General features: G+C 51.1%; 3 protein-coding genes. 2 read left to right on the top strand and 1 reads right to left on the bottom strand.

Annotated features, from left to right (window positions below; all coding sequences use genetic code 11):
• Window positions 1-16 precede the first annotated feature (16 nt).
• Window positions 17-10,333 (top strand): filamentous haemagglutinin family protein, encoded by a 10,317-nt coding sequence (locus tag GQ52_RS08955; protein WP_047516926.1) that lies wholly within the window; start codon window positions 17-19, stop codon window positions 10,331-10,333.
• Between the two features lie 54 nt (window positions 10,334-10,387).
• On the opposite strand, the gene GQ52_RS08960 is transcribed toward GQ52_RS08955, so the two are convergent.
• Window positions 10,388-11,464: an alpha/beta hydrolase gene (locus GQ52_RS08960; protein WP_235273097.1), complete on the bottom strand. Its 1,077-nt coding sequence runs from the start codon at window positions 11,462-11,464 to the stop codon at window positions 10,388-10,390.
• A 296-nt stretch (window positions 11,465-11,760) separates the two neighbouring features.
• Between GQ52_RS08960 and GQ52_RS08965 the strand changes: the two genes are divergently transcribed.
• Complete coding sequence (locus GQ52_RS08965; protein ID WP_047516932.1) at window positions 11,761-14,829, top strand: ExeM/NucH family extracellular endonuclease; 3,069 nt, start codon at window positions 11,761-11,763, stop codon at window positions 14,827-14,829.
• The last annotated feature ends 63 nt before the right edge of the window (window positions 14,830-14,892 follow it).

Consider the following 14,892-nt stretch of genomic DNA (forward strand, 5'->3'; position numbering starts at 1 on the left):
AAGTAAACGAGGTGAAATGATGAACAAGTTACGATTCAAATTGGTATTTAGCAAACGCTTGGGCATGTTGGTACCCATTGCCGAGATTGCGCGTACTCATCAAAAAACAGTGACTTTAGCGGGTGTGGTTGATTGTGATGCCAGCGTAGAAGTCATGCTTCGTCCTTTATGGCGCATATCAACGAGGAGTGTTGTGCTGCTGATAGCGGGCTGTCTGAGCTGGGCATCTGCGCCTGTTCTGGCGGTCGATGCAAGTACATTGCCAGTTCAGCAACCCGGTTATAACTTACCGGCCGGTGTGAGTATCCCGACACCAGTGAACAACACCATGAATATCAACACAACGATTCAGAATGCCGTGATTCGTTGGGATAGCTTTAATATTGGTTCGCAAGCCGCGGTCAACTTCAATATGCCTAACGCATCTTCGAGTGTGTTAAACCGCGTCATGGGTAGTGGGGCAAGCTTTATTAATGGCACACTCACCTCGAATGGGCATGTGTATATTGCCAATCAGAATGGCATATATTTCGGCGCTGGTTCACAAGTCAACGTGGGTTCGTTGACAGCGACTACACTGGATAATTTAAAGAACAATAATATCGAAACGATTTACCAGAACGGCATTTTGTCTAATAAGACCGAGCCCGTATTTTCCTTTGCCGATGCCGTTGGTGTCATTGATGTGGCCAAAGGCGCAAACATTACGACTACCACTGGCGGCCGAGTCATGTTGCTGGCGCCTGATGTGACTAACAGCGGCGTGATTAAAACACCTGATGGTCAAACCATCTTGGCTGCAGGCAAGACGGTTTACCTCAGTACGCTAGACAAATTTGCAGGTTTGTTGGTGGAGGTCAGCTCTGGTGGCAATGCGACGAACTTGGGTGACATTATTGTTAATCATGGGAATGCCAGCTTGATTGGCCTAGCGGTAAACCAACAGGGTAGTATTTCTGCGAAGACCTCTGTACGAGCCAATGGCTCTATTTTCCTCAAAGCTGAACAAATCGGCTCTAAAAGTGGCGAGCTTAATATCAATCCGCAATATGGCAAGCTGACCTTAGGTAAAAATAGTCAAACTGTTGTGGCGATTGACGTTGATGATAAGGAGGAAATTACGGATGCACAGAAGCTGCCAGTATCTCTTTACAAGCTGGATGGTACGCAGACAACCCAAACAGAGCTTGATGGTTCAGTGATCAATATTCAAGGTAAGGACATTGTTATTGATGGCGCTGTGACAGCTAACAGCGGGCATGTATTCGTGACTGCAACAGATATCCAAAACAACAATGGCGGCAGTATTTATCTGGGGGATAACGCGTTAATTGATGTGTCAGGTGTAGATGCGACCGCACCCATGAGCCGCAACCAACTGGCGATTCAACTTTACTCTGACCAGTTAAGGGATTCACCTGTATTAAGGGGCGGCGCCCTGTTTGGCGAAATATTGTTCCTTGATGCTCGGAAAGGCACCAAGCTGCTGAGCCAGAGTGTCATTGATCAAGCCAAGGCTGGCATTACGAGAACGGTGGCTGAGCGTTCTACAAATGGTGGGCAAGTGAATTTTTCTGCGGTGAATATGGTCAGCAAAGCCGGGTCCAAAATTGACCTGTCAGCAGGCAGTACTACTTATACTGAAGGTACGATTCGTGAAAGCAGCTTACTTATCAATGGTAAATGGGTGCTGGCTTCAGAGGCGCTCCCTAATACGCCATACCAGGGCATAAGTGATTACTACTCTGTCTCTAGTGGACGCTGGGGTCAGACCCGCCGATGGGCACTGACAGCCAATGCTTTAAATGGTTTGGCAGGCGCCTCTACCGAAAACGCAGCTAAAAGTGCTTCAGTGAGCGGCTATTTGCAACCGGGCTACCAACAGGGCGGTAATGCAGGCGCCCTCAATGTATCGACAACCAATATGGCACTGCAGGGCGATGTGCTTGCCAGCACAGTGAGTGGTCTTTATCAGCGCGGAGAGACTGGGGCGCATAGTACACCATTGGGTGGCACCTTCAAGTTGACCTATAACAACTCCGGCGCCTTGAATATCGTCTCATCTGCTGCCCCGCTGTCTGATAGCTTTAATGAAGACAGCCAGCTGAGCACAGAGCAAAAGCAAACGTCCGAGTTAAGCACAGCCATGCTGGCAAATGGGGTCAACCATGTAGTGATCAAAGCCACTGGGCAGGTCAACCTCAATACAGACCTCAATATGCAGGCGAATGGTAGCCTGCATGTGTTAGGGAGTGGCGGGGTAAACGTGAATAACGATATTCGTTTGCCTTCCGGCACAGTAGCACTGTCAGCCAGTCAAAGTGCCGACGTGAACGTGGCTAATAACGTAAAGATCGATGTTGCGGGCTTGTTTACGAATGATTTACCAGGCGTCAATGGTGCAATGCTGGGCAAGGTTGCGCTCAATGGCGGCAACATTACCGTTGGCAGCATTGTCGTTCATAAGGATACTGGTGACATCATTACCGATGACAGCATCACCCAAGACACCATTACCCTTTATAGTGGTTTGCATATGGGGCAAGGTGCTAGCATGGATGCCTCATCTGGGGCATGGCTCAATCAACGCGGGCAACTCACTGCCGGACACGGTGGTGACATTACAGTGACCATGGCAGATAACAAGATCGGGGCTGGCAGCTTTAACAGTTATGGCATGATGGTCGACGGGCAGCAAACGCAGGGTGGCCATTTAACGGTGAGGTTACAGGGTGAGCAGGCGACGGGGGTGGTGGATCACATCCAGTTGGGTGGCATCAATCCGCAGCAAGAAAATACACTGTGGCTATCAGAAGGCTTTTTCCAGCAGGGTGGTTTTTCAAACTACACCATCAGCAATGCGGACCGCCTGAACGGTGATGTGATCATCGGTGACCAGGCCAATAGCCTGGTGACGATACGCCCTGAGCAACATTCTCGTGTTCTGGGATCCGCTGCGCGCGTGGCACAAAGCGGTAGTGACTTAAACGCACTAGTCAGGAAGACATCACTCGCTGGTAGCATGCGTACACCGGCCAGCATGGTGGTCGTGGCAGGGGATGACCTGACGCTGCAGTCGAATGCCAGTATCGTGACGGATACTCCTGCTAGCCAATCCGGGCCCAGAGGTAATGTCAGCCTCACGTCTAAAGGCCAGATGACCATCCTCGGGGATATTACCGCGCCTGGTGGTGATATCAAGCTGGCGATTGATAACATCGTCCCTGATAAAGGTGACTTCACGCTGCCTAATAAGAGCTTTGATCCAACATTGAGTCTGTTTCTGGGTGAAAATGCCACGCTGAGCGCGCGGGCACAATATGTCAAGCCGCCTACCAGTGACGGCAACTTACGCACAGCTTTTGTGACTAAAGCTGGCAACATCTCTTTAGCTGCCGGTAATGGGGTATTGATTGCAAAAGAAGGTTCAGTTATCGATGTGTCTGGAACCAGTGGTAACGTTGATTTGTCTGTGCCCGGTGGCTATGCACGTCAGTCTGTGGCAGGCGGTGCCGGTGTTATCTCATTGAGCGGACGTGACGGTGTTGCGCTGGATGGAACGTTATTGGGCACCCCGTCAGGTCAAGGTGAGGGCGGCACACTGAATATTACGTTAGGTGGTGTTGATGGCGGCGCTGTAGAAGGTGGCGAGCCCCCGTTGTATTTTGTTAATGGCACACGGGTGCTGACCGTGACAAACAACAAGGAGTTAATGGCTGCGAATAATACTGCGGGTGGTAATAATGCCAATCTCATTAACACTTCGAACTCATCTACAATGCCTTTGACCACCGCGCAAGGTGTCGGCCAAATTTCAGCTGAACAAATTCGCCAAGGCGGATTTAATAATGTCGCCTTGACCGTGGAGAACGTCAGTACTACGACTGGCGATGCGATACATTTCGCCAATACTACGATGAGTGTGCCATCGCTACTGACACTGGATGCCACGACTTTCTCAGGTTCGGCAAATCTCAGTGCCTCTACATTAGTGCTGGCGAACAAGAGCAGCGTTAATATGGATAATAGTCAACTAGCTGTCGGAGCAGACATCTTCAAGGCCCGGGCAAATTTTATTGAGATACAAGGGGCAGTCGCCATCAATCAGGTTGCCCAAACGAGTTTATACAGTCAATCCGATATTCGGGCGCGTGGGCTGATTTCTTCATTGCAGGGCACCGCATCGCTTTCATCACCTGGCCTGATTCAGCTGGATGCTGCGCAAATTTATCCGGCGACCGCTGTTGATTTTACGGTCACAGCCACCGGTGCTGGCAGCAGGATTGAAGTGAGCAACCAGGCTAAAACCGCAAGTTCTGTGCCTTTATCTGCGGTGGGTAGTTTGGCCTTAAATGCAGATTCTATTCTGCAGGCAGGTGTGTTACGTGCGCCGTTGGGGCAAATTACCCTGAATGCTAGCCATGATTTAACACTGGCACCAGGTAGCCTGACCTCAGTGTCTGCAGAGGGTAGCTTGATTCCTTATGCTGTGACTGTACTTGGTGGTAGTGAACTGGCCGATACCAAAGGCGCCATCAACAACTTCATGAATGCAGTTGACAAGAAAAAAGTCACGCTGAATGCCAATAACCTGAATTTGCAGACAGGTTCACGCGTAGATATTTCTGGCAATGGCGATACCATGGCCTATGAGTGGATCCAAGGTATAGGCGGCTCTGTCGACGTATTGTCGCAAGCTGGCTATTATGCCGTCTTGCCATCGCTGGGCAATCAGTACGCACCTTATGATTACCTAATGAGCGCAGGCTCCGATGTAGGTATTGGTCAGGCCATTTACTTGTCTGGGGGCAATGGCTTGGCAGCAGGTAAATATACCCTCCTGCCTGCGCACTATGCACTGTTGCCTGGGGCTTTCCTGGTCAGTGCCAACGGCGCCAATGTCCAGGTCAATACGCAGCTCACCCAAGCTGACGGGACCGGTTTATCTTCAGGCTATTTAACCAAGATTGATGGCACTAGCCGCGGCCAATATACGAGTTTTAATATCGTTAATGGCAATAGTTTTTACAAAGATTACGGTACCAAAAACTATAAAGGCCTGGCTGAGTATCTGGTGAGTTCTGGCAATGCCTTGTTAACCAAGAATGCCATCAGGGATGGTAAGGAAGTCCCAAGGCTGACAAACGATGCTGGCCAATTAGTATTAGCGGCAGGGAATGGTCTTAACCTGGAAGGGGACATTAATACCAGCAATGTGGCAGGCGCCAAAGGGGCGTTGGTGGATATTTCTTCTAACGATATTCGTGTGGTTTCAACGGTTGATCCGCTGCAAGCCGGGGTGTTGCAGATCTCAGCAGATCAACTCAGTAAAATCAATGCGGACTCTATCCTGTTGGGCGGCAGCCGCTCTGTAAGCGGTAAGACGCAGACCATTACAACGACTGCTTCCAATGTGACTTTCAGTAACGACTCTGATCATGCCGTGCAATCTGGTGAGTTGATTGTTGCTTCCAAAGATGCGATCACTGTGAATCAAGGTGCGGTGGTGAAGACCGGCGCCAAGCAAGACAAAACAGGGACTACAACCCTTGTCACCAGTGGTGATGGTGCACTGTTGGCAGTATCGGCCAAAAACGACTTCGACTTCTCCAGAACAGGTGTGACAGCTACGCCGACAACAGGCAAGTTAACCATTGAAAATGGCGCAAGTGTCACTGCGGCAAGGTCTATGGTACTGGATGCCACCAATGCCTTTGATCAATCGGGCACTATTGAGGTCGCTGATGGTGGGACGGTTACTTTGGGAGCCAATCAGTATGCCATTGGTGACCAGCCCGTAAACGGGGCAACGCATATTAACTCAGATACCTTGGGTGATTTTGGCCGCTTATCTGCGATCACGTTTAATAGCTATAAAAACATCGATATTCTGGGTGCGGTTAATTTTGGCAATAACAATCTGAATATCACGTTTAATACTGCGGGAATTGCGCATCATGACGCCGGTAATGTGAATATCAATGCCAATAATTTTGTGCTTAAAAACACAAATAACGCTTTATTTACTGCACCTGTAGCCCTCAATGGGCAACTGGCCATCAATGCCAACCAGATTACTTTCGGCGACACGGGTAGTGTGTCCAGTAATATTGGTGGATTTAATAGCGTCAGTTTGAATGCCAATAAAGATATCCGTTTTACAGGTACAGGGACGGTCAATATCAACGCTGACCAGACAACCATGAGCAGTGCTGTAATGACGGCAGACTCTGGGGCCAACTATTTCCTTGCAAGTACTGGTAGCCTGCAGACAGTGAGCAATGGTCAGCAGTCAGTAAATATCTCAGGCTTGGGCGCAACGCTTAACTTGTCTGCAAACGAGATGCAATTGGGTGGCAAGCTGGTGTTGAATGCTGGTGCTGTAAATGCGGTGGCGCGTAGCGGCAATCTGACCGTGGCTTCAGGGGGGGAGATTGATGTCTCTGCGACTACGGTTGCTTTTGATAGTACCCATTCCGCCACGACGGATGCAGGCAATGTGCACCTGACCTCAGCGCAAGGCAATGTTCAGATCGAAAACAATGCGTTGTTGAATCTCAAAGGTGGCACCACTGCCGGGCATGCCGGTACCTTGCAAGTAGAGGCGAAGAATGGTCGCTTTGTGGTCGCTGATGGCACCCTGCAAGGTCAGGCGGCCAAAGATCAAAAGACCGCCTCACTCAAGCTGGATGTCGCCAGTTTAGATAATTTCAGTGATGTGAATAAGGCGCTGGAAAGCGGCCGCTTTAATGAAAGCCGTGATATTCGTGTGCGTAGTGGTGATGTCACCATTGCGGCCGGGGATACCGTCACCGCACATACATTTACCCTGGGTGTGGATAGTGGTAATGCAACAGTTGCCGGACGTATTAATGCGGATGGTAACAAAGGCGGTGATGTGGCCATTTATGCCAATGGTTTGGTGACATTGGCTAATACTGCGCAAATCACCGCACGTGGCCAAGAGGCCAATCAGTCTAGCGGAGACCGGCAAACAGGGTCTGGTGGTTCTGTGCTGCTCTCCTCTAACAGTCTGTCTACTGTGAATGCGGTGTCTGCTGATACTGGCGCCCTGATCGACACTAGCGGATATGATGCCGCGGCTAATGGCAAAGTGGGCGTCGATGGCTACGATGGCTCGGTGACATTAAGAGGTGCGCGCGGAACCACGGGCACTGCCAATACTGTGAATGTGGCGTTTAACACGACTGCTGCGATCAAAGGCGCGAGCGAAGTTACGGTTGAAGGCAGCCGTACTTATACAGCTACAGCATTTACCGCTGCCAATATGGCCGGCATGATCAGTGATACCAACAGTTTCTATAATGCGAATACTGGTGCAGGCAATTACGCACTGACGCAAGATGGCAGCAGCGCGAAAGTGTTGCCTCATATTGAGGTGCGTAGCACCACTGGCAACACGGCAACCGCAATGACGGTTGGCACAGCCGATGTGAATTTGCGCTCATTTGCTGCGTTGCTGCCGGGGCGCGGTGGCTCCCTGACTTTGCGTTCAAATGGTAATCTGACCTTCAGTGGTTCTTTAAGCGATGGCTTCAACACCGCGACTACAGCAGGCGTGTTACAGCCGAATGCAAACACGTTTAACTTTCATTTGATTGCCGGGGCTGACTATAGTGCTGCGAATATCACTGAGACCAAAACAGGGACTGGTGATTTCACGCTGGCAAGTAATAAACTCATCCGTACAGGTGAGGGCAATATCATTATTGCTGCCGGTGGCAATATGACCTTGGGGAATGTCGGCTCCGTCATTTATACGGTGGGTAAAGAGGAGGCAGCTCTGAGCGGATTTACCCCGGCATCCGTAGGCACTAACGTACCGACTGCCGCCAGCTATGTGAATAATGGCGGAGATATTGCCATTGATGTCGTTGGCAATATCACTGGCGCGGCCACGACGCAAAGTGTCAACCAATGGTTGTTGCGCCAAGGCGGTAACGGCGCGGATACCAGCTGGTGGGTGCGCCCGGACCTGTTCCAGCAAGGCGTTGCCGCGTTAGGTGGTGGTAACGTTAATATTCAGGCGGGTGGAAATATCACTAACGTGTCAGCTTCCTCTGCAACGAACGCACAGTTTGTCAAAACGCTGGATGCTAAAGGTAATGAGGTACGTAAGAGCCTGGTCAATGGCGGCGGCGATGTGTCTGTTTCCGCAGGTGGTAACTTGACTAATGGGGTGTATTACGTTGGTCGTGGGGAATTAGCGTTAGAGGCTGGTGATAGCGTACTTAAATCTGGCACGACTGGCACGGTGATTGCCTTGCAGGATGCTAGTGCGGACGTGCGTGCTAAGAACAATCTGAAGATTGAGACCGCGTTTAATCCTACTCTTTGGGTGCAAGGCAGTACATTGGCGCAGAACCAGGTTGCAAATAGTACTTTCTTTAATACCTATTCAGCAGACTCTGCCTTGAATGTAGCTTCTTTATCAGGCAACGTTGAAGTCGGGCAAAGTAACAGGCAGTCGATTGTGAGTACGGGCCTTAACTCAGCGGGGTACACGACATTAACCAATAATGATATGGCGGCTATCCACCCGGGTACAGTCAATGTGACTGCGTTTACAGGGGATATTACGACCTATAAGATGCTGTTGGCCCCAGCAGCGAGTGGCAACTTGAGTTTATTGGCCGCTGGTAGTGTTGTCAGTGGTGTGAATACAAGTGGAAATATCAACCCTACAGCGAATATCTTGATTTCAGATGCAGATTTAAGTGCTGTTTTGAACGTCTTTAATCCTACGACAGGTAGTCCAATTGACAGCAACATTACAAGCATCCTGGGGAGTATTAAAACTGGTGTTTCTGCTGTACCCGTGCATCAAAACGATTCAACAACAGCCGTGATTGTGGCACGTGATGGCGACATTCGAATGACTGGGACGCCCACTGAGAAGGGTAGCACCAATATCTATGGCATCAAATCTTCTAAACCAGTTTATATCAATGCTGGTAATAACGTGACCTTGCATGCCTCTATTCAGCATAATAATGTGGATGATGTGTCAGAAATTCACGCCGGTAAAGATTTTGTCATGGAAAACGGTAAGCAGCAGGCACGTATTGATATTAGCGGCCCAGGAGAGGTACTGATCAAGGCAGGCCGCACTATCGATTTGGGTAATACCAGCGGTATTCTCTCTTTGGCGAATACCGTGAACCCTAACCTGGCTGACAACAGCGCTAACGTTACCTTACTGGCAGGTATGGGCAAATCGGGCACTAATATCGATGGTTTTGTCAGCACCTATATTGACCCAACCGGCAGCGGCCCTGCATCTCTACAAGGCGATGCTACTGCATTGACTAATTATCGACAGGCCACCGCTGCACGTGTACAGGCTTACATGAATGAAGTCACCGGCAGCAAAAATCCAGCGACTGGCAAGCCGTATACTGCGCAGGAGGCCATGACTGCATTCCTGGTGCTGGATACGACCAGGAAAGAGATTTTTGCCTTGAGGCAATTCCAGGCTGAATTACTGGAAGCCGGTAGGGAGTATATCAAGACCGCCAGCACCACCAGAAGTGACGATGTCATTGCCTCCTTGTTCTCTGGCAAGGACTACTCCGGCGATCTGCTGATGTATCAAAGCCAGATCAGGACCTCCAGGAATGGCAATATTAACCTGTTTGCCCCTGGCGGCTTGATTAATGCTGGCGTGGCTTCTAACAACTCACTCGATCATGATATTGGTGTTGTGACTGAGAAAGGTGGCAATATCGGCGCTTACGCTGACGGTAACTTCCTGGTCAACCAGTCGAAAGTGATTACGCAGTATGGTAGCGATATTCTGATCTGGTCCAATCATGGTGATATTGATGCCGGTCGGGGCTCAAAAGCAGCACAGTCTGTGCCTGAGCGTGTGGTCAGTATCAATGCCAACGGCGATGTGACTGTCGAGGTAAAAGGGGTGGCTTCTGGCTCTGGTATTCGTGCACAGACTTATGACCCTGACGGCCCTAATGGACCACTGCAAGGACCTAAACTCGAAGATGCTACCGTTGCGTTATTCGCGCCGCGTGGTGTATTGGATGCGGGTGAAGCAGGCGTAGCTGCGGGTAATCTGTTGGTAGGTGCTACACAAGTGCTGAATAGCTCCAATATTACCGTTTCAGGTACTTCTTCCGGGGTTCCTGTGGCAGATACGGGTAGTCTGGCTGGTGCAGCGTTAAGCTCTTCCAGTACTTCTGCAGGGGCTGCTAATACAATGACTGAAAATCTGGGTAATCAGATGAATAATCAAAGTGTCACGCCTAAAGAGTTGCCGCCTATCGTGACGGTAAAAACAATTCGTTTGGAGGATTAAACGCTTGATCGTAAAAACGCCCACCAACCGGTGGGCGTTTTTATTTCTGTGTCATTAATGTATTTTCCCGTTGCCAGCAAAGGCCTTGCGTAACTCACCAATCGCAAACACTTGTGCTTCCCTGGCTTTGGCGACGACATCGGCCATGCCAAAAAACTCATGGGCGACGCCATCAAAATGGCGATAACTCACAGGCACACCATCTAGTTGTAGCCGTTCGGCAAATGCGCGTCCCTCCTCATATAAAGGATCAATCTCTGCCGTGATGAGGGTGGTGGATGGGAGTGCTTTGAGGGATGTTGCCTTGTCTGGTAACGCATAAGCGCTATCAGCCTCTGTGGCTTGGCTGTCGTGTTGAAAAAACCACTGCATCATGGCGGCATTCAGTGGTTTGGCATGGGCATTGTCCGTATAGGACGCATTCTGCGTATCGTTATTGACCAGCGGATAAATCAGTAATTGATGGATAGGCAGGGGTACATCCTTGTCGCGCGCCATCAGTGACGTCACCACGGCAAGATTGCCGCCAGCACTTTCCCCGGCGACGGCGATGCGCTGGTGGTCGCCATTCAATTCTCCTGCATGTTGTCGCAGCCATTGGTAAGCTGCGAATGCTTCATCGGGCTGGGTCGGGAATGGGTGCTCGGGTGCCAGGTGATAATCGACCGCGACCACGATGGCGCGTACACCTTGTGCGAGCGCAAGAATCGATGCCTCATAAGTTTTGCTGTCGGCAAGCACAAAACCACCGCCGTGAAAATACAGAATGACCGGAAACGGTCCTTCGCCTGCCGGGGTATAGACATGGGCAGGAATGTTACCTAGCGGCCCGCCGGGCAGGCTGACTTCTTTGCTGGATACCTGTGCGGTGGCTGGGAATTGACCTCGTTCTTGCAACACGCGCTTGACGGCATCTGCCGGTGTCGGTTGCTCGCGTGCTTCAGCAGGCGACAGGGTTTCAATCGGTTTGCCACCCAGCGCGGTCAATGCATCCAGTACCAATTGCATGTCCGGGTCTGCTTGGGGTGGTTCGGGGAGGGGAGGCATCATTTCCGCCAAGGGAGCTGTACCTTCAATGCTTGGCACGAGGGCGACGACCTTGTCGAGTAAAGATTCATGAGCGTTTGCCATTGGTGTCCTTTCTTGCATGCATGGTTCTAAAGCTCACACTGTAAGCGGCTCACTTTTTTGTCGGTATCAGGCATTGCGCAATCTCATGTAGGACAAGCCATCCGGCACGCTTTTGGTGCATGTGACTAGCAGGCAGGTCTGGTCATTGACCAAAAACTGTACCAATTGCCGCTGATTTAAGGTGGTTTTCTAGTCCGACCTGCCTAGCGTGTTGGTGTGAAACTTAACATTGACAGCAATATAGATTGCTAAAGTATTCAGGATTTTATCGAGTCATAAAAACTTCGGAGTCCTGAATGAAATTTAAAAAAATGCATTGGGCGCTAGCCTGGCTAGGCCTGTCTTCCCTGAGTCTTCCTGTATATGCCGAGGTGGTCATTAGCCAGCTTTATGGCGGCCAGGGCAGTGTCTATAACCAGGACTTTGTTGAATTATTCAATGCTGGTGCAGCCGCGGTGAATATCAATGGCTGGTCTGTGCAGTATGCCAGCGCGACTGGCAACGGTAATTTCTCTGCCAACGGTGTGACTGCGCTGTCTGGCGTGTTACAGCCTGGTCAATATTACCTGGTGGGCTTGCGCAGTGCGGCCAATGGCCTGGCATTACCTACGCCTGATGTGGGCAATAATGCTACCGACATGAGTGGCACGAATGGCAAAGTCGTGCTGGTGAATAGCAGCACTGGCCTGGCCTGTAATGGTAGTTCTGTGGTGTGTAGCCCGGCTCAGCTGGCACAGATTGTGGACCTGGTCGGCTACGGCACGGCCAATTTCTTTGAAGGTGCTGTTGCTTCGGCAATCAACAGCAGCACCGCTTTGTTACGCAAAAATAATGGCTGCCAGGATACCAACCAGAACGGCAGCGATTTTGTGACAAGTGCACCTGCGCCACGTAACAGCAGCAGTGCGGTGAACGTGTGTGGCGGTGGTACGGGCACCAATCAGCCGATTGTGACTTCTTGCCCGGCAGTGACTTTGCCAGTGGGTGAAGCGGGTTCGGTATTGCTGCAAGCGTCTGATGCTGACAGCGTCGTCAATGCGGCAACCTTGTCAGCCTCTGCGCCAGCCGGTATTACATTGAGCAACTTTGTCGCCGCGAGCAGTGATGGTCAGTCAGCCAGTGCGAGCTTGCAACTGGATGGCAGCCTGCCAGCGGGTAACTATGCTGTTGACGTACAGTTTGCCAACAACGAAGCGCAAACAGCCACTTGTAGCGTGAGCATCAATGTACAAAGCAGCAGCATTACCCGTATTTTCCAGATTCAGGGCAGCGCCTTAGGCGTGGACTCAGTGAGCCCACTCAATGGGCAGACCGTGACCACTGAAGGTGTCGTGACAGCTGTATTCCCAGGTTTGAATGGTTTTTACATGCAAGATGCCAGCGGCGATGGCAATCCACAGACCTCTGACGGTATTTTTGTTTACCTGGGTTCGGGTGTGACACCGACGGTGAGCAAAGGCCAGAAAGTCCGCATGACCGCCAGCGTGACAGAATTCAACACCATCACCGAGCTGATCAATATCAGCGGCTTGCAAGTGTTGAGCAGCAACAATGTGATTCTGCCAACAGACATCACATTGCCGGAAGTGACCGAAGGCGATCTGGAGGCCTATGAGGGCATGCTGGTGCGCATCACCACGCCAATGACGGCTTCACAGAATTACTTTCAGGGACGTTATGGCCAGGTGACCTTGTCTGCAGATGGCCGCATGATCAAGCCTAGCAATATTTATCCGGCCAACTCTGCGGCTGCCGCACAACTGGCAGATGAAAACGCCCGCCGCCGCCTGGTGCTGGATGATGGCAGCAGTGTACAAAACCCCAACCCGATCCCGTTTATCGGCGAAGACGATACCTTGCGCGCTGGCGACATTGTCGAGAACCTGACCGGGGTGATTGATCATGGCTTGATCACTGCATCCAATCCTGGGCCGCGTGACTACAAATTGCATCCGACAGAAGCGGTGCAGTTTAGCCGTGAGAATGCGCGTACAGCGGCGCCTGCCAGTGTAGGCGGCAACGTCAAGGTGGCCAGCTTCAATGTACTCAATTACTTCACTACTTTCACCAACGGTGCCACGGCCAGTGGTCAAAGCGGTCAGGGATGCAGCCTGGGTAATAGCGTATCGGCCTCTAATTGCCGCGGCGCGAATAACCTGGTGGAGTTTAACCGCCAGCGTCAAAAAATTATCCGCGCACTGACTGCGATAAATGCCGATGTCGTCGGCTTGATGGAAATCCAGAATAACGGCACAACTGCGGTACAAAACCTGGTCAATGGCCTGAATGCTGTGTTGGGGGCCAATACTTATGCCGTGATTGCTGATCCAGCCAACGGCACAGGTACGGATGCGATCAAGGTGGCCATGATTTACAAACCGGCCAGATTGACGCCAGAAGGGGCGGCATTGTCTGATGCCAACAGCGTCAATAACCGCCCTACGCTGGCGCAAACTTTCCAGGCAGCCAACGGTGAGAAGTTCTCGGTATTGGTAAATCACCTCAAGTCCAAGAGCTGCTCGGATGCCAGTGGCGCAAACCAGGATCAGGGTGATGGCCAGGGTTGCTATAACCCACAGCGCCTGGCACAAGCCAATCAGCTAACCCAATTTATCCAGACCGTTAAAAACCAGGCCAACGATCCCGATGTGTTGGTGATTGGCGACCTGAATGCCTATGGCAAAGAAGACCCGGTGCTGGTGCTGGAAAACGCTGGCTTGCAGGATCAGATTGCACGCTTTAATCAGCAGGCCGGATATTCCTATGTGTTCGATGGCGAATCTGGCTATCTGGACCATGCCCTGGCCAATGCCGATTTGGCCACACAAGTCACGGGTACGGTGCACTGGCATATCAACGCAGACGAACCATTTGTGATTGATTACAACACCGAGTTCAAACCGCAAGACCTCTATAGCAATAGCCCTTACCGTTCTTCTGACCACGACCCGGTCATTGTGGGCTTGCAACTGGTGAAATCTGTGCAGGGTAGCGCGCAGCGTGACACGCTGGTAGGCACGTCAGGTGACGATGTCATCACGGGGGGCGTGGGTGCGGACACTATCACCGGCCTCGCCGGACGCGACACCTTTGTCTATCAAAGCATGCGTGATGCGACTGACACCATCACCGACTTTACGCCAGGTGAAGATCAATTGCAGATCAGCGAATTGCTGCAAAGCATAGCTTATACCGGTAGCCAGCCATTTGCTGATGGCGTGGCGCGCTGGGTGAGCGTGGCAGGTGGTGTGCAATTGCAAATCGACACCGACGGCACTGCCGGTGCGGCGACTGCCAAACCGCTGGTGACCTTGAAAGGATTAGCCGTGAACCAGCTGGATGCACAAAGGGATGTGCGCTGGTAATTAAATCATCAATAAAACCCTAATCAATCAATACCTTGTTTTTTAAATATCTAGTGAGAGGAT

The sequence above is a fragment of the Methylophilus sp. Q8 genome, assembly GCF_000800115.1.
Taxonomy (GTDB): domain Bacteria; phylum Pseudomonadota; class Gammaproteobacteria; order Burkholderiales; family Methylophilaceae; genus Methylophilus.

Coding starts and splice junctions, on each gene's coding strand:
- GQ52_RS08955 (WP_047516926.1), top strand. CDS start 17: ATGATGAACAAGTTACGATTCAAATTGGTATTTAGCAAACGCTTGGGC.
- GQ52_RS08965 (WP_047516932.1), top strand. CDS start 11,761: ATGAAATTTAAAAAAATGCATTGGGCGCTAGCCTGGCTAGGCCTGTCT.
- GQ52_RS08960 (WP_235273097.1), bottom strand. CDS start 11,464: ATGGCAAACGCTCATGAATCTTTACTCGACAAGGTCGTCGCCCTCGTG.